15 protein-coding genes and 3 tRNA genes are annotated in these 15,878 nt (G+C 68.0%); 6 read left to right on the plus strand and 12 right to left on the minus strand.

Features of this window, described 5'->3' with window-relative positions; translation table 11 throughout:
• Nucleotides 1-221: 221 nt before the first annotated feature.
• Nucleotides 222-881 carry a hypothetical protein gene (locus tag ACR4XJ_RS10170; RefSeq protein WP_434755101.1) on the plus strand — a complete coding sequence of 220 codons (660 nt, stop codon included), beginning with the start codon at nucleotides 222-224 and terminating at the stop codon, nucleotides 879-881.
• Nucleotides 882-1,065: 184 nt separating this feature from the next.
• On the opposite strand, the gene ACR4XJ_RS10175 is transcribed toward ACR4XJ_RS10170, so the two are convergent.
• The 5 genes from ACR4XJ_RS10175 to ACR4XJ_RS10195 all read right to left on the minus strand — a co-directional run bounded on the left by ACR4XJ_RS10175 (nucleotide 1,066) and on the right by ACR4XJ_RS10195 (nucleotide 5,700).
• Nucleotides 1,066-2,493, minus strand: a complete 1,428-nt coding sequence (locus ACR4XJ_RS10175) for an FAD-binding oxidoreductase (protein ID WP_434755102.1) — start codon at nucleotides 2,491-2,493, stop codon at nucleotides 1,066-1,068.
• A gap of 104 nt (nucleotides 2,494-2,597) precedes the next feature.
• Nucleotides 2,598-3,272, minus strand: coding sequence for an amino acid ABC transporter permease (locus tag ACR4XJ_RS10180; protein WP_434755103.1), 675 nt, complete (start codon nucleotides 3,270-3,272; stop codon nucleotides 2,598-2,600).
• Entirely contained in the window at nucleotides 3,272-4,057 is a 786-nt protein-coding gene (locus ACR4XJ_RS10185; protein ID WP_434755104.1) for an amino acid ABC transporter ATP-binding protein, read from the minus strand. The genes ACR4XJ_RS10180 and ACR4XJ_RS10185 overlap by 1 nt, the downstream gene beginning before the upstream one ends.
• A 10-nt stretch (nucleotides 4,058-4,067) precedes the next feature.
• Nucleotides 4,068-4,748 (minus strand): amino acid ABC transporter permease, encoded by a 681-nt coding sequence (locus tag ACR4XJ_RS10190; RefSeq protein WP_434755105.1) that lies wholly within the window; start codon nucleotides 4,746-4,748, stop codon nucleotides 4,068-4,070.
• 196 nt (nucleotides 4,749-4,944) lie between these two features.
• Nucleotides 4,945-5,700: an ABC transporter substrate-binding protein gene (locus tag ACR4XJ_RS10195; RefSeq protein WP_434755106.1), complete on the minus strand. Its 756-nt coding sequence runs from the start codon at nucleotides 5,698-5,700 to the stop codon at nucleotides 4,945-4,947.
• Between the two features lie 303 nt (nucleotides 5,701-6,003).
• Here ACR4XJ_RS10195 and ACR4XJ_RS10200 point away from each other — a divergent pair, with 303 nt between their 5' ends.
• Nucleotides 6,004-6,576, plus strand: a complete 573-nt coding sequence (locus ACR4XJ_RS10200) for a flavin reductase family protein (RefSeq protein WP_333504697.1) — start codon at nucleotides 6,004-6,006, stop codon at nucleotides 6,574-6,576.
• A gap of 179 nt (nucleotides 6,577-6,755) precedes the next feature.
• A complete protein-coding gene (wbaP, locus tag ACR4XJ_RS10205; protein ID WP_434755107.1) occupies nucleotides 6,756-8,195 on the plus strand; it encodes an undecaprenyl-phosphate galactose phosphotransferase WbaP in 1,440 nt (479 codons plus the stop codon).
• A 109-nt stretch (nucleotides 8,196-8,304) separates the two neighbouring features.
• On the opposite strand, the gene ACR4XJ_RS10210 is transcribed toward wbaP, so the two are convergent.
• The 4 genes from ACR4XJ_RS10210 to ACR4XJ_RS10225 form a co-directional block, all read right to left on the minus strand.
• The gene (locus ACR4XJ_RS10210; protein ID WP_434755108.1) at nucleotides 8,305-9,447 is read right to left on the minus strand and encodes a glycosyltransferase; all 1,143 of its coding nucleotides are present in this window, start codon (nucleotides 9,445-9,447) and stop codon (nucleotides 8,305-8,307) included.
• Between the two features lie 229 nt (nucleotides 9,448-9,676).
• The gene (locus tag ACR4XJ_RS10215; RefSeq protein ID WP_434755109.1) at nucleotides 9,677-11,392 is read right to left on the minus strand and encodes a SulP family inorganic anion transporter; all 1,716 of its coding nucleotides are present in this window, start codon (nucleotides 11,390-11,392) and stop codon (nucleotides 9,677-9,679) included.
• Between the two features lie 433 nt (nucleotides 11,393-11,825).
• Nucleotides 11,826-12,062 (minus strand): hypothetical protein, encoded by a 237-nt coding sequence (locus ACR4XJ_RS10220; RefSeq protein WP_434755110.1) that lies wholly within the window; start codon nucleotides 12,060-12,062, stop codon nucleotides 11,826-11,828.
• A 157-nt stretch (nucleotides 12,063-12,219) separates the two neighbouring features.
• On the minus strand, nucleotides 12,220-13,077 hold the full coding sequence (locus tag ACR4XJ_RS10225; protein ID WP_434755111.1) for an SDR family oxidoreductase: 858 nt from the start codon (nucleotides 13,075-13,077) through the stop codon (nucleotides 12,220-12,222).
• An 84-nt stretch (nucleotides 13,078-13,161) separates the two neighbouring features.
• On the opposite strand from ACR4XJ_RS10225, the gene ACR4XJ_RS10230 reads away from it, so the two are divergent.
• Complete coding sequence (locus tag ACR4XJ_RS10230; RefSeq protein ID WP_434755112.1) at nucleotides 13,162-13,605, plus strand: winged helix-turn-helix transcriptional regulator; 444 nt, start codon at nucleotides 13,162-13,164, stop codon at nucleotides 13,603-13,605.
• A gap of 74 nt (nucleotides 13,606-13,679) precedes the next feature.
• Here ACR4XJ_RS10230 and ACR4XJ_RS10235 read toward each other — a convergent pair.
• The 3 genes from ACR4XJ_RS10235 to ACR4XJ_RS10245 form a co-directional block, all read right to left on the minus strand.
• Nucleotides 13,680-13,756 (minus strand) — tRNA-Asp (locus ACR4XJ_RS10235).
• Between the two features lie 98 nt (nucleotides 13,757-13,854).
• A tRNA-Asp gene (locus tag ACR4XJ_RS10240) sits at nucleotides 13,855-13,931 on the minus strand.
• Nucleotides 13,932-13,937: 6 nt separating this feature from the next.
• Nucleotides 13,938-14,013: transfer RNA gene (locus tag ACR4XJ_RS10245), tRNA-Val, on the minus strand.
• Nucleotides 14,014-14,363: 350 nt separating this feature from the next.
• On the opposite strand from ACR4XJ_RS10245, the gene ACR4XJ_RS10250 reads away from it, so the two are divergent.
• Entirely contained in the window at nucleotides 14,364-14,564 is a 201-nt protein-coding gene (locus ACR4XJ_RS10250; protein ID WP_434755113.1) for a hypothetical protein, read from the plus strand.
• A gap of 205 nt (nucleotides 14,565-14,769) precedes the next feature.
• The gene (locus ACR4XJ_RS10255) at nucleotides 14,770-15,390 is read left to right on the plus strand and encodes a polysaccharide deacetylase family protein (protein WP_434755114.1); all 621 of its coding nucleotides are present in this window, start codon (nucleotides 14,770-14,772) and stop codon (nucleotides 15,388-15,390) included.
• The last annotated feature ends 488 nt before the right edge of the window (nucleotides 15,391-15,878 follow it).

The raw sequence follows: 15,878 nt of genomic DNA on the forward strand, positions 1-15,878 counted from the left end.
GCGGAAATGAAGGAACGGCCGACGCGGCGCGCGGGCACCCGATGGCACGATGCCTCGGCCAGCCTTGGGCTATACCCGCCCGCGCCACGCTCCGCAACGCACGGGACGGGATGCGGACCGGAAATCGCCGCCCTGCCCGCTTGCATCGGCCCTCGCGCGGTGGCACCCTGAGCCCACGGTAACGTCAACGGAAACATGCAGTCCGCCATTTCGAGGCCCGCATGAAATATACCTGCACCATCGAACACCTGCCTGGTTCACGCCCGCTGGAGGTGCCGCCCCGGCAGCCTCGCCATGGGGCTGGATGCGGGACCGGACATGTGCCGGAAATGGGCGACTATGGCCCACGTCCGGTGCCCGCATCGGGGCTGCCGCTGCCGGTGCGTGACCGCATCGTGCTGGACGCGGCCCCCGGCGAGGTGCCGTGGCACATCGCGCTGAAGTTCCTGGGGTACCTGCTGTACCGGGAATGGGAACCGCGCGTGGAGGAAGGGGTGGGCTGGCACTACAAGCCGGACCTGGTCTCGCTGGACGCGGCCGGGAACATCCGGCTGTGGCTGGACTGCGGGAACATCGCGGCGCGCAAGACCGACCGGGTGGCGGCCAAGCTGGGCGAGGACACGCCGTTCCGCATCCTGCGCCGGACGGAGAAGGACGCCCGGCAACTGGCGGCCACGCTGGCGGGCAAGGTACGCCACCCGCAGCGGGTGCGGCTGATCGCCTTCGATGCGGGGTTCGTGGACGCCATCGCGGCGGGGCTGGACAGCACCAACCGCATCAAGGCCCTGCGGGGCACCGACCGGCTGGACCTGACCTTCGAGACGCGGCAGGACCGGCTGGAACTGCACAGCCGGTTGCATGTGCTGGAATTGAAGGAATAGCGGAGGAACATACGCGGCATTTCAACCGTGCCGGGCTCGCATACGGTGTTTGCCAAAGTACACCGTGCGAAGCTCCCCCAATTGAAAAGCTTTGAAGGAAGGGGGAGGGTTCGGGAGGGGGGAGGAAACTTTCTCGAAAGTTTCCTCCCCCCTCCCGATTCGTCTTCCTCTCAAAAAATGCCTTTTACCCGAACACCTTGCCGGGGTTCATGATGCCCTGAGGGTCGAACACCTGGCGGATGCCCCGCTGCAAGCGGATGGAGGCGGGAGAGAGTTCCAGGGGCAGCAGGTGCTTCTTGGCCTCGCCGATACCGTGCTCGCCGGAGATGGTCCCGCCCAGTTCCAGCACCTTGCCCACCAGCGCCACGATGCCCTGTTCCACCATGTCGCGGGTGTCGCGGGTGGGGGCGGTGACGTTGAGGTGGATGTTGCCGTCGCCCGCGTGGCCGAAGGCGAAGATCTCCATGCCATAGCGCTGTTCGAACTCGGGCAGCGCGGCCACCAGGTCGGCGATGGCGCCGAGGGGCACGGCCACGTCCTCGGACATGTACAGCGCGGCATAGTCGTGGATGCGCAGCGACACCTGACGGCGCGCGCCCCAGACGCGGGCGCGGGTCTCCTCGTCGGCGGCGGGCAGCACGTGGGTAGCGCCTTGCCGACGGCAGATGGCGGCCACCAGGTCAAGCTCGGGCACGATCTGCTCGCGGGCCCCGTCCAGTTCGATGATCAGCAGCGACGGCTTGTCGCCGGGCACGGGGATGGGCAGCAGTTCGCCCAGCAGGCGGATGCAGCGGTGGTCCAGGAATTCGATGGCCGAGGGCAGGTGTCCGGACCCCAGCACGGCGGCCACGCCGCGCATGGCGGCGGCCATGTCGGGAAAGGCCACGGCCATGCTCACGGTGGCGGGCGGCAGGGGCACCAGCTTCAGGGTCAGGGCGGTGATGACGCCCAAGGTGCCTTCGGACCCGCACAGCAGGTGGGCCATGTCGTAGCCCACCACGCCCTTGCGGGTGCGCACCCCGGCGCGCAGCAGTTCGCCGCCGGGCAGCACGGCCTCCACGCCCAGCACGTAGTCGCGGGTGACGCCGTACTTGACGCAGGCGGGACCGCCCGCGTTGGTGGCCACGTTGCCGCCGATGGTGGAACGATCCATGCCCGCCGGGTCGGGCGGGTAGTACAGCCCCTGCTCGGCGGCGGCGTCGCGCACGCGCTGCGAGATGACGCCCGCCTCCACCTCGGCCACCAGGTTGCGGGTGTCGATGGCGCGGATGCGGTTCATGCGCTCCAGCGACAGCACCACCCCGCCACGCATGGCAAGGCAGCCGCCCGCAAGGCCGGTGCCCCCGCCGCGCGGGATGACCGGGATGGAATGGGCGCTGGCGCAGCGCAGCAGCGCCTGCACCTGCTCCACGGATTCGGGCAGCACCACCAGGTCGGCGGGGGCGCGCAGTTCCGAGGCGTCGCGGTCGTAGGGTTCGCCGGGGGCGTGCAGCACGGCGGCTTCGCCCACGGCGGCCGCGATGGCGGCGCGGTGGGCGTCGGTGAGCACGAAGCGGGGGGCGTACGGCGCGCCGGAGTCGGTGCCGGAATCCGCAGGGGGTACGTGGGACATGGGGGCACACTGGTCCGGCCGCGCGGCAGCGGGGCGTCCGCCGCCGGGCTCCGTCCGCCCCGGCGCGCGGAACGCGCCGGAGAGCAGGCCCGGCATGCGACGCGCTACTGGCGCGGGCGGCCGAACCCGGGAATGTGGAAGCGCTCCTCCAGCTTGTGGAGCAGCCACGAAGCCACGGTGACAAGGAACAGGTAGTACGCGCCCACCACCAGGAACACCTCGGTGAACCGGAAGGTGCGGGACGCGAGCACCTTGGCCTCGCCCGTGAGCTCGATGCACGTGATCACGTAGGCGAGGGACGAATACTTGATGAGGTAGACCACCTCGTTGCCGCAGCCCGGCAGCGCGCGCCGCACGGCCTGGGGCACCACGATGGAGACCAGCGTCTGCATGGTGCTGAAGCCCAGGGCCTGCGCCGCGCTGAGCTGTCCCTGCCGGATGGAGAGCAGCGCGCCGCGCACGTATTCCGAATTGTAGGCCGCGCTGCACAGGATGAAGCCCAACACGGATGCGGCGTACGGCTCGAGGTAGATGCCGATGTTGGGCAGGCCGAAATAGAGGATGAACAGCTGGACCAGCAGCGGCACGCCCCGGAAGACGGCGGTGTAGGCGTTGGCGGCACGCTGCATCCACGGCTTGCCGAACACCCGCACCACCCCGATGACCACCCCGAACAGCAGGCCGAACACGGCCGAGGGCACAATGAGCTTCACGCTCATCCACAGCCCGGCGTTCAACTGGGGGAACACCCGGTCGACGAGGAACGCGACGTCGAACACTAGCTGCACTCCTCGCACAGGTCGGTCAGACGGCTGCAGAAGTCGGCGGTGCGGGTGCCGGAGCCGGGGGCCAGCAGTTCGGCCGGGGAACCGCGCTCGATGATGCTGCCCCGCTCCATGAACAGGATTTCGTGGGCCAGGGCGCGGGCGAAGTCCATCTGGTGGGTGGCCATGACCATGGTCATGCCGCCGCGGGCAAGATCACGAATGACCGCCAGCACTTCGCCCACCAGTTCGGGGTCCAGGGCGGACGTGGGCTCGTCCAGCAGCATGACCTTGGGGTCCATGGCCAGGGCGCGGGCGATGGCCACGCGCTGCTTCTGGCCGCCGGAAAGCTGGGCCGGATACAGGGCGGCGCGGTTGGCCAGGCCCACCCGCTCCAGTTCGGCCATGGCCCGTTCGGCGGCGGCCTTGCGGCTCATGCCGCGCACCTTGCGCAGGGCGATGGACACGTTGTTCAGCGCGTCCAGATGGTCGAACAGGTTGAAATCCTGAAAGATCATCCCCACCTGCTGGCGAAAGGCGTACAGTTCGGACTTGCGCGCGGCGTCCACCACCCGGCCTTCGAGGTAGATGTGCCCCTCATCCGGCGGGATGAGGTGGTTGATACACTGCAAGAGCGTGCTCTTGCCCGCGCCGGAGGGACCGATGAGCACCTTCAACTGGCTCTTGTCCACCTCCATGGTGACCGAGGACAGGATGCGCTTGCCGCCAAGGGTCTTGCCGATGTTCTCGAGGCGCAGGATGGGGGTGCCGGGGGCGGGGACGGTTTCGGGCGTGGCCATGGGGATGTCCTTATAACGGTCCGTGGCTGGCGTAGCCCGGAATGTGCAGCTTGTGTTCGAGACGGCGCAGCACCTTGAGCCCGATCAGGGTGATGACGAAGTAGAGCGCGCCCGCCGTCATGTACAGCGGCAGGTGCTCGTAGGTGCGCGAGGCCACGAAGTGGGTGCGGGCCATGATCTCGGGCGTGCCGAGCACGAAGGCCAGCGCGGAATCCTTGAGCAGGATGGAATACTCGTTGGACCAGCCGGGTATGGACAGGCGCAGGGCCTGCGGCAGGACGATGGAGCGGATGGCGGTTCCGTCGCTCATGCCCAGGGCGCGCGCGGCGCGCAGCTGGCCCTGCGGCAACGAGAGGATGGCCCCCCGGAATATCTGCGACTGGTAGGCGGCGCTGGTCATGCCCAGCACCAGGCACGAAGCGGTGAAGGCGGAAAGGTTCAGCCCGATGAGCTGGAACAGCCCGAAATAGAACAGCAGCAGCAGCACCAGGATGGGCATGCCCCGGAAGAACCAGACGTAGAACCCCACGGCAAGCCGCACGGGCCACGCCCCGTACACCTGGGCCACGGACATGGGCACGCCGAGCAGAAGCCCCAGCGACATGGCCCCGAACACGGTGGCGACGGTGACGAGGGTGCCTTCCAGAATGTACGGCAGGGCCTCTATGATGGTGACGATGCTTTCAAGCATGGACGCGGGCCGGGCGGCCCCCCCTTTGTGACAGTTATGGCGCGCCGGGGCGCAACGGGTTGCATACCCAAAAAAGGTCCGGAAGGCGACAGGAGATTTCCCGCGCCCTCCGGACGGACGAATCTTGGCCGGTCATGACAGGGGCCGGAACCGGGGCCGGGCCGGGCGCTGGCGCACCCGGCGGCCCGCGGCCGGATTACTTCTTGGCCAGGTGCTTCTGCTTCAGCTGTTCCCAGTAGGGATCGGCCATCAGCAGCTTGTAGCCGTCGTTGATCAGCTTGAGCAGTTCGGCGTCTTCCTTGCGGGTGGCAACGCCGAAGTCCTCGGAATCGCCGTACACGCCCACGACCTGGATGGCCTTGCCCTTGGAGGCGGCGTCGTCGGCGGGCAGGTTGTCCATGGTGGCGGCGTCGATGCGGCCGTTCAGCACGTCCTCGACGGCCAGCGGGGCGGAATCGTAGAAGCGCAGGTCATAGCCGTAGCCCTTGGCTTCCTTGTCCTTCTGCAGCGCTTCGGCCTCGGAGGTGCCACGCTGCACGCCCAGCTTCACCTTGCCCTTCAGGATCTTGTCGGCGTCGAGGGTGGATCCCTTCTTGGCGATGAAGACCTGCTTCACGTTCCAGTAGGGGTTCGAGAAATTGACCTTTTCCCGGCGTTCTTCGGTAATGGACATGCCAGAGCAGACCATGTCGATCTTTTTGGCCAGCAGGTTGGGGATGATGCCGTCCCAGTCCATGGGCTGATGGGTGACCTTGAAGCCCATCTTCTTGGCGATCCAGTCCATGGAATCCACGTCGAAGCCTGCGGGCTTGCCGCTCTTGTCCACGTAGGCGAAGGGGGGATAGTTGGCGTCGATGCCGTTGATGTAGGTCTTCTCGGCAAAGGCCACGCCGCCAAGCGCCAGCGTCAGGACCAGGGCCAGGGCCGCCACAAGGGTGGTCGTTCTGAACATGCTCGTGCTTCCTCTCGTTCGTTGAACCGTTGCAACACCGCACCCGCGCCCGGGGTTCGTCCCCGGCACGCATACCCTGCCGCGCATACCGTCATGCGAACATGCCGGAAATGCTAAATTTCTTGATTTCGCTACCAGAAACCGGCGGGCCGCGCAAGCGCCGCCGGCGTGATTTTGACAATTGCGTCGTCACTTGCCTTGCCGCGAAGGCCAAAGTCTGCCAAACTTGCTCCCAGCGTCCTGCCGCACCCGGTCCTCGCCGTCCGGCACCGGCGGCGCCCATCATTCCAAACGAGGTCGGACATGAAGAAATCCCTGGGTGCGCGCACCCTCGCCTATCCCACCCCGCTCTTTCTCGTGGGCACCTACGACCGCGACTCCCGCCCCAACATCATGGCCGCGGCGTGGGCGGGCATCTGCTGCTCGCAGCCGCCGAGCATCGCCGTGTCGCTGCGCAAGGCCACCTACACCTACCGCTCCATCACCGAGCGCGGCGCGTTCACCATCTCCATCCCCTCGCGCGCCTATGTGCGCCACGCGGACTACGCGGGCATCTATTCCGGCGAGAACGAGGACAAGTTCGCCTCGCTGGGGCTTACCCCGGTGCCGGGCGAGCACGTGGACGCGCCCTACGTGGGCGAATTTCCCATGGCCATCGAACTGAAGCTGATCCACCAGATCGAAATCGGCCTGCATACACAGTTCATCGGCGAAATCATGGACGTGAAGGTGGACGAATCCTGCCTGCGCGACGACGGCCTGCCCGACATCAACAAGGTGGACCCGGTGGTGTTCGCCCCGGTTTCGCGCGAATACTACGCCGTGGGCGAATTCCTGGCCAAGGCGTTCTCGGCGGGCAAGGGCCTGCGTTCCTGAGGCCGGACGAAAAACGGACTGCGCGGTGCCGCACTGGTTGCGGCACCGCTTTACTTTCCTTTATATAGGCAGTCCATCATGACGCGCCGTGCGCCGCACGGACCACGGAACGACCACCAGAACCGCGCCGGGCCGCGCCCCGAAGACGCCCGGATACGACCGGATACGCCCGGACACGCATGACACTTTGCCCCGCCCAGACCGCCCCCTGGCGAACCACCCTGCTCCTGGCGCTGACGGACACCGCCGTCATCATCGGCGTCACCCTGGCGGCAACCCTGCTGCGCGACATTGCCGGGCACGGAATCCAGTGGAGTTTCTATCCACGGTTGCTGCCGTTCCTCCTGCTGCTGCCGCTGTTCAACGCGGTGCTCGGGCTGTACGCCAGCATCACCCTGCCGCCGCCGCAGGAACTGAGAAAGCTCACCCTCGGCGCGACCGTGGCCTTTCTGTGCGCCGGATCGTTCATATTCTTCGCAAGGGATGGGGAACGGTATTCCCGCGTGGCTTTCCTGCTGGCCTGGCTGGGGTGCGCGGTGGCCCTGCCGCTGTGCCGCCACTGGCTGCGCGGCCGGCTTGCCGGCAAGCCGTGGTGGGGCGTGCCCGCCGTGATCCTGGGTGGCGGGGCCGCCGCGGCGGAGGTGGTGCGCACCCTGCGTGCGCGGCCCATGCTCGGCCTGCGGCCCGTGGCCTGCGTGGCTCCGGAGCCCGGTTCCGCCGCTGACGCCCCGGACACCCCCGACGGCCCTGCCGAAGGGGACTGCGGGCTCCCCTGCTGCGCCAGCGACGAAGAGGCCGTGCGATTGTATCCCCATGCCTACGCCCTGCTGCTGCTCGACAGCTTCGAGGACACCAGGGCGCGGCAGCGCATCGTCGAGGCCACGGCACGGTTCCGCAACGTGCTGATCATGCCCCACTTCTCCACCGGCGGGGCGCGCCTGTGGGTCAGCGCCATGGACATCGGCGGTCTGCTGGGCCTGCTGGTGCGCCAGAACCTGCTGGACGCCAACCGGGTGCGCCTGAAGCGCGCCATCGACCTGCTGCTGACCCTGGGCAGCGCCGTGGTGGTCTTGCCGCTGATCCTGGGCATCGCCGTATGGATTCGCATCGACAGCCCCGGCTCGCCTTTCTTCACCCAGCGCCGCATCGGCCAGAACGGCCGCGAGATGCGCATCCTGAAGTTCCGCACCATGGTCCGCGACGCCGAATGCGTGCTGCGCGACTGCCTGAGCGCCGACCCGGCCCTGCGCGCCGAATGGGAACGCGACCAGAAGCTGAAGTGCGACCCGCGCGTGACCCGGGCCGGGGCCTTCCTGCGCAAGACCAGCCTGGACGAGTTGCCCCAGTTGTGGAACGTGCTCAAGGGCGAGATGAGCCTGGTGGGCCCGCGCCCCATCGTGCAGTCCGAGGTGGAAAAATACGGCGAGGTGTTCGACCTGTACACCCGCGTCAAGCCGGGCATCACCGGGCTGTGGCAGGTTTCCGGCCGCAACGACGTGAGCTACCCGCAGCGCGTGGAGATGGACCGCTACTACATCTGCAACTGGTCGCTGTGGTTCGACATCTGGATTCTCGCCAAGACCGTGCCGGTGGTGTTGCAGCGCAACGGGGCGTACTAGGAAAGTGCCGGGGTGAACCCCGCACACGCACGAAGGCCGGGAGATGCTCCCGGCCTTCGTGCGTGTGCGGCGAATGTGCGTTCCACGCGGCGGCGCATGCGGGGAATCCTCAGCGGTCCGCAGCCTGCCTCGTCCCCGGCTCAGCCAGATCCCGCAACGCCTCGTCGATGACCGCGCCGAATTCCATCCGGAACCGCGCTTCACCGAAGTTCCGGGCATGGGCCGCTATGCGGGCCGGGTCGAACCGGTGCTCCTCGCGCTCGAAGCGGTCCAAGGCCGCCACCAGCGCATCCGTGTCCTGCGCGCCGAAGAACAGCCCCGTCTCGCCGTCCACCACCGTCTCCAGCGCCCCGCCCCGTCCGTAGGCGATGACCGGCCGTCCCGAGGCCATGGCCTCCACCGGCACCATGCCGAAGTCCTCTTCGCCGGGGAACAGCAGCGCGCGGCTCTGAGCATAGATGGTGCACATGGCGGCGTCATCCAGCCGCCCCGCGAAGCGCACCGTGGGACCGGCCACGGCCTCCAACGCGCGGCGCATCTCGCCGTCGCCCGCCACCACCAACGGACGCCCGGTGGCGGTGCAGGCGCGCACCGCAAGGTCCACCCGCTTGTACCCCACCAGTTGCCCCAGGCAGAGATACGGCGCGCCTTCGGCCGGACGGGTGGGCGTGACTCCGGCAGGAGCAAAGGCGTCAATCTCCACCGGTGGGGTGACCACCACAGCATCCCGCCGCCAGTGCTTGCGGATGCGCGCCGCCACCGTGCGCGAATTGGCCACGTAGCGGTCCACCCGCATGGCCGACACGGCATCCCACATGCGCAGGTAGTGGAACCACGGTCGCATCATGCCCCGCATGAACCCCCCCCCCTCGTGCAGATAATCCTGATAGAAATCCCACAGGTAGCGCATGGGGCTGTGGCAGTAGCAGACGTGGGCCGTGTCCGCGCGGGTCAGCACGCCCTTGGCCGGACCCGATTCGCTGGAAATGACCAGGTCGTAGCCGCGCAGGTCCAACTGCTCCAGAGCCAGCGGCATGAGCGGCAGGTACTTCTTGTAATGCCGCACCGCGCCGGGCAGGCGCCCGATGAACGTGGTGCGCACGTCGTGCGCCTGCAACGTGCGCGACAGGCGGTCCCGGTCGACCACATGGGTGAAGATGTCGGCCTGCGGGTACATGCGGCACAGCGCCTCGACGACCTTCTCGCCGCCACGCATGCCCACGAACCAGTAATGTACGATGGCTACCTTCATCCCGCCTCCGGTCCTGGGCCGTCCCTGTACAAGCGTCTTCCGGGCGTCTTCCGAACGCCGTCTTGTAACGTGCCCGGAGGGATGGCGTCCAGCGCAGGTTGCCCCGCAACCCGCCCCGCACACGCGAAACGCCCCGCCGGTACTCCCGGCGGGGCGTCGTCAGGTATCGTCGCAGCCGGGCGGGCGCGTTGCGCCGCCCGGCTTCTTCGCCACGTCCGTTTCGGAGACCCTACTTTCGGGCCGCCGTGGGCGCCACCCCGTGCTTGTCGGCCAGCAGGCGCACGGCGTGTTCCAGCGCGCGGTCCACGTTCTCGAACAGGTTCTCGCGCCCGATCAGGTCCAGAGTGCCGAAGCGCTCCATCATGTTGCGCGCGGCGGGCCGCACGCCCGACAGCAGCAGCACGGTGCCCCGGCGGCGGCAGGTGCGGTAGAACGCCTCCAGCGCGTTGGCCCCGGTGGAGTCCACCGTGGTGGCCTTGCGCATGCGCAGGATGAACACCTCGGGCTGCTTCTGCAACGCCTGCGACACGCTCTGGAAGCGGTCGGCCACGCCGAAGAAGAACGGCCCGTCGATCTCGTACACCTGCACCCCTTCGGGCACGGTCAGCGCCGCCGTCTCGCGACCCTGGATCACCGGCTTGTCGTCGATGGCGCAGGAGCAGATGGCGGTCACCTCGCTCATGCGGCGCATGAACAGCAGCGACGCCAGCATGACGCCCACGTACACCGCCACGGTCAGGTCGATGACCACTGTGAGCACGAAGGTCAGGCACATCACCGTGATGTCGGACTTGGGCGCGCGCAGCAGGCGCAGGAACTTGTGCAGTTCGCTCATGTCCCACGAGACCATGATCAGCACGGCCGCCAGGCTGGCCAGCGGAATGAACGAGGCCAGCGGCGCGAGGAACAGCACGAAGGCCACCAGCACCGCCGCGTGCACCATTCCCGCCACCGGGGTCTGCCCGCCGGAGCGGATGTTGGTGACCGTGCGGGCGATGGCCCCGGTGGCGGGGATGCCCCCGAACAGCACCGAGGCGATGTTGGCCGCGCCCTGGGCGGTAAGCTCGACGTTGGAGTTGTGCTTGTCGCCGGTCATGCCGTCGGCCACCACGCACGAGAGCAGCGATTCGATGCCCGCCAGCAAGGCGATGGTCATGGCGTCGGGCAGCAGTTCGCGCACCCGGGCGAAGGTGAACGTGGGCCAGGCGAAGCTGGGCAGTTCGCGCGGGATGCCGCCGAACCGGCTGCCGATGGTCTCCACTTCCAGCCCCAGCGCCCATACCGCAAGGGACGCCACGGCCACGCCCACCACCGGCGCGGGGATGCGCGGGATGAACCGCCGCACCGCCAGGATGCACGCCAGGGCCAGCCCGGCCACGCACAGCGTGGTGGGGTTCAGGGTGTCCACATGTTCCAGGTAGGCAGCCCACTTGTCGAAGAACTCCGGCGGCACCGCGTCCATGGTCAGGCCGAAGAAGTCCTTCATCTGCGACGAAAAGATCAGCACGGCGATGCCCGCCGTGAACCCGGTGGTGACCGGGTAGGGAATGTACTTGATCAGCACGCCGATGCGGCACAGGCCGAAGATGAGCAACATGGCCCCGGCCAGCAGCGTGGTGATGACCAGCCCGTCGTACCCGTGGCGGTAGATGACGTTGTAGATGATGACCACGAACGCGCCGGTGGGCCCGCCGATCTGGTAGCGGCTGCCGCCCAGCAGCGAGATGAGGAACCCGGCCACGATGGCGGTGAACAGCCCGCGTTCCGGGGTGGTGCCCGAGGCGATGGCGAAGGCCATGGCCAGCGGCAGGGCCACCACGCCCACGGTAAGGCCCGCCAGCAGGTCGCGAATGCATTTCTGCGCCGAATATCCGGCGCGCAGTTCGGTGATGGAGCGCGGCAGGAAGGATGTCGCGCCGTCGCCCATGTTGTCTGTACCAGCCATTGCCGCTCCCTTGCTTGCGCACGCCGGGGTGGCGCATGCGTCCCCGGGCGCCGGTGGCGCTGTCGTTCCCGGTCCGGATGCGGCAGCCCTCCGCGCCCGGCCCTGTCATGAGTGCGCCACGCCCCGATTGACGCGCGTACTCACTCGCAAAAACCGCCTACGCTCCTCCGGCCATGCCGCACGATGCATTGCCCCGACGGGACCGCAGGTCAGCAGGGATGCGCGCCGCGCCGCAAACTGCGGCAGCGCTGCCGTTTTCAGCAGTAAGTAAGACACGCACCCCAAAGCCCGGTCCATTACGCCCGGTGCGGCGCATTGGCAAGTGCGCAGTTATGACTTTTTATTCAAGCATGTTATAATGTGTTATACAAGACCTCCGGTTCGCGTGGCGCATGCCGTCGCGCAGCCGGTGGCATGGGGGTGGCGCGGGCGGTCAGAGTTTGGTGTCCTTGGTGCCGGAATAGGTGAAGGCATTGGAGATCATGGACCAATGCCCGCCCCTGTCCACGCCCACGGCCTGCCCGCAGGCGCACCAGATGCGCCCGTCGCGTTCCTCGGCATCGTACATCCGGGTGATGCGTTCCTTGTGGCAACGCAACACCTCGCCCTTGCCGAATTTCATGTACTTCCAGAGTTTGCGGCGGCAGGCCGCGCAGCGCAGTGTAAGCATGGCCCGTCAGATAGCAGGTGCGGGGGAACGTGTCAGCCATGGCGGGCGAGCCGGGATGGCTCCCGCAGTCAGACCCGCTCGTGCAACGCATCGGGGCCGCGACATTCCTGCCGCGGCCCCGGATGCATCATGCCCATGTACGGTCCCCGCGGACGGGCTACGCCTTTTTCAAGGCGGCCTCCACCAGCGCGGACAGCGGCGTGGTGGGCCGCCCGATCAGCGCGGAAAGCTGGCGCCCGTCTTCGAACAGACCGCCACGGGACGCGCCCGCGTCGGAATCGGCCAGCAGGTCCGCCACGGGGCCCGGCAGGCCCGCGCCCACCAGCATCGCGCGGAATTCCGCCTGCGGCAGGTCGGTGTAACCGATCTGCCTCCCTGTCCGGCGGCTGACCTCGGCGGCCAGTTCCGCCAGGGTGTAGGCGGTGTCGCCCGCCAGTTCGTATACCTTGCCCGCGTGGCCCTCGCCGGTCAGCACCGCCACGGCGGCCGCCGCGTAGTCCGCGCGCGCGGCGGAGGCGATGCGCCCGTCCCCCGCGCTGCCCACGAACGCGCCATGTTGCAGCGCGCCGGGCAGGCTGGCCAGATAGTTTTCGGTGTACCAGCCGTTGCGCAGGATGACGTGCGGCAGGCCGGACGCCCGCAACAGGGCTTCCGTCTCGCGGTGTTCCGCGCCAAGGCCCAGCGGCGTGGTGTCCGCATGCAGGATGCTGGTGTACGCCACCAGCCCCACGCCCGCGCGTCTGGCGGCTTCGATGACGTTGCGGTGCTGCGGCACGCGGCCGCCCACCTCGCTGGAGGAAATCAGCAGCAGCCGGTCCACGCCCGCCAGGGCCGCGTCCAGCGTTTCCGGCTTCCCGTAGTCCGCCGTGCGCACCGCCACGCCCCTGGCCGCCAGGTCCGCCACCCTGGCCGGGTTGCGCACCGCCGCCACGAGGTTTTCGGCGGGCACGCGGGCCAGCAGCCCTTCCATCACCAATCGGCCCAGTTGGCCGGATGCTCCGGTTACGGCAATCATGGTCGTGCTCCTTTACGTTCGGGGTTGGAGTCGCCAATATATGCCCCTAACGCACGTAAAGTAAGTACGCACACGAAGGTAAGCATGAAGAAAACCGCTCCCGCACCCGTGAACTCCAGGAATTCCACGGCGCTCCGGACGCCCGCCGAGCCTGCCACCCCCACCGCGCTGCTCCTGCGCGGCAACCTGTTCGCGGAAAAGTGTCCGTCGCGGCAGATTCTTACCCACGTCACCAGCCGCTGGGGCGTGCTGATCCTGGTGGCCCTGCTGGACGGCACGCACCGCTTCAGCGAACTGCGCCGCCGCATCGGCGGGGTGAGCGAACGGATGCTGTCCCAGACCCTGCAATGGCTGGAGGCCGACGGCTTCGTCACGCGCACCGCCTACCCCGTGGTGCCGCCCCGCGTGGAATACAGCCTGACGCCGCTGGGCCGGGAGGTCAGCGAACAGGTACGGCAATTGACGGACTGGATAGAGGAAAATCTGGGGCGGATCGGCGCCGGACAGCCCGCCGACGGAGCGGAGTGATGGAAACACCCATCGCGCATCCATGGAAAACGCAGAAGGGGCGAGGTATTGCTACCTCGCCCCCGTGCATTCGATGGCGGAGCGGAAGGGACTCGAACCCTCGGCCTCCGGCGTGACAGGCCGGCGTTATAACCGTCTTAACTACCGCTCCGCAGAAACCCGACACGGATGCCGACCGCACAGCGGTCTTCCGCACCGGGAAATTCGGCTTTAGAAAAGGGGAAGCTTGCGCTCCCCCTCGTGGGATCCTGGCGGAGCCGAAGGGACTCGAACCCTCGGCCTCCGGCGTGACAGGCCGGCGTTATAACCGTCTTAACTACGGCTCCGCGTGGTGGTGGGCAGTGCAGGGCTTGAACCTGCGACCCCCGCCGTGTGAAGGCGGTGCTCTCCCAGCTGAGCTAACTGCCCACGTAGGAAGGACTGTCTATCCTCACCCCCCCGAAGTTGTCAACGGAATTTTTCCGGGGCGCCGCTTTTTTTCGATTTCGCGGGTCAACATTCCGGAACCACGAAATATTCCTGCCTGCGCCCCGCGCAAGCGGCCCGCAAGGCCAGCCGAATGCGGCGGAGCCTGCCCGACGCCCTGCCCGACGCTCCGCCGGACACGCCCGCAATCCGCACGCAGGACGCAGACAATCCTTGCATGCCGACACGTCTCTCTATACAAGGGTACTCGCATACCGTCGTCATGCGCGGCGATCCCGTGCAGCGCCCGGCGCCGGAGGCGGAACTTCCTTTCAGGAGTGCGACGCACGCACATGTTCGACCCCACGGATATCGACGCCGCAGAGGACCTTCCCTGCCGCTCCTGCATACAACCGGCCATCGACCACAGCATGCAGCTCACCCTGCTGCTGCGCGACGCAACCGCCTACGCCGCCCAACTGCGCACCCGCTTTGCGGATGAACGCCCTCACGCCCCGCCGCCGACGCCCGACACGTCGGCCCGGAGCAACTGACGCGATTTCACGCCGCACCCCCACAGCGGGAGCCCCCATGCTCGCCCAGATCACCGCGCACCCCACGCATGCACCGCGCCCCCGGCGCCGGAGCCCGGCTCCTCTCGCGCGCCGTTCGGCCGCTCTCCTCCTCCTTTTCCTGTGTATCCATCTGGTTGCGACGCTGGCGCTGCACCCGGCCCCGGCCGCTGCCCGCGACCCTTCGGTGCTCGACGGTCTGGCCCTGGCCCAGCGCGGCGTCAGCGCCAACCTGTGCGCCCTGACCTTCGACGACGGCCCCGGCCAGACCACCGAAGCGCTGCTGAACATCCTGCGCGACAAGGGCATACGGGCCACCTTCTTCGTGGTGGGCTCGCGCGTGCACCTGTACCCGGAAACCCTGAAGCGCCTGGTGGCCGAGGGCAACGAGGTGGGCAACCACACCTTCTCGCACATCAGCCTGCGCCAGCGCGCCCCCGTGGAACAGTTGAGCGAGATCGCCCGCACCAACGAGGAACTGGCCAGGCTGGGCATCGTGCCGCGCTACCTGCGCCCGCCCTATGGCCGGTACGACAACGCCACCATCGACGCCGCCGCCGCGCTGAGCATGACCATCGCCCTGTGGTCGGTGGACAGCCGCGACTGGCGCAAGCACGACCTGTCCGCCGTGCTGCCGCGCAAGTCCTACGGCGTGCGCGGGGTGCGCGGGGTGTTCCTGTTCCACGACAACCACCGCGAGACGGTGGAGGCGCTGCCCAACCTCATCGACCGCCTGACCGAGGCGGGCTGCACCTTCGTGACCATGTCGGAATACGTGGAGACCTCCGGCCCGCTCTGTCTGCACTGACCGGGCGCGCGGCCCGGACGTTGCGGCGCGCTGCGCCGCCGCTCGCGGTTCTTTCTCCCCTGCCCTCCCCCTCCCCCCCCTTCCCCGCCCCATCGGCCCCCGCCATCCTCCCTTCCGCCCCGCAACGCGGACTGTGCGAACACCCCATAGGTTGAACAACCAACCGTATTGATTGCAAAATTTTTTGCAGCGGTGCGATGTCCAGCCAAACCGGAGCATTACCCCACGCCAGTGACATCCGTGCCACTGTTTGCCGTATTTACATTCTCGTCCAAACGCGCGTATTGGGACGCCATTACAACTTTCGGCTCGCGAGAAGGAGCCCGCCGCACTTCGCGGCATGGCCGGGCCGGGCGCCCCGCCCAGACAGTCCGCCCTTCGCGGGCGGCTGCCGACGCCCCCTCCCGCCGTGCCGCCGCCTCGTGAGCGCATGCCCCCCACCCGGCCCCGTGGCCGGGCGGCGTCCGTTTCCTTCACTTTTCCGGAGG

The sequence above is a fragment of the Nitratidesulfovibrio sp. D1 genome, assembly GCF_051133415.1.
GTDB lineage: Bacteria > Desulfobacterota > Desulfovibrionia > Desulfovibrionales > Desulfovibrionaceae > Cupidesulfovibrio.